Origin of the sequence: Vibrio sp. bablab_jr001 (assembly GCF_016464285.1) — a bacterium.
GTDB lineage: Bacteria > Pseudomonadota > Gammaproteobacteria > Enterobacterales > Vibrionaceae > Vibrio > Vibrio fluvialis.
The window spans coordinates 1-351 of the sequence record NZ_JACDWZ010000068.1 but is presented as its reverse complement, the minus strand read 5'-3'; the positions used below and the strand labels follow the sequence as shown (position 1 = coordinate 351).

The following is a 351-nucleotide window of genomic DNA, read 5'->3' as shown; positions in this document are numbered from 1 at the left end:
TCGAGAGCAAGGCTTGGCGCTGATTGAACGCAATGGCGTACTGACGATTGAGAACACCGCGCACAGCATCATTCAGGGTATCGGGCTTGAAGTCGGCAACAACATCGAACGCCTTGAGATTGCCCGTCAGTTCCATACCCGCTTTCACCGCACCGAAGTTCAGGGCGCGTGGGACGATGCCAGCGCGGTGGTCACCGCGGCCGATGTCGATGCCTCGCGCACACGGGTGATTATCTGCGATCAGTTACAGTCCGCCGACGCGTGTTTGTCCCGCGCCCGGTATGAACACAACCTTGCGATCGCGCAGAGCCTGACGGCCTCAGCAAGCATTGCCGGACTGTTCCCGGCGCT

1 pseudogene is annotated in these 351 nt (G+C 60.4%); it reads left to right on the top strand.

The window, feature by feature from the left end:
* Nucleotides 1–351 (top strand): annotated as a pseudogene (locus JIG40_RS10585) (phage tail protein); the annotation flags it as partial.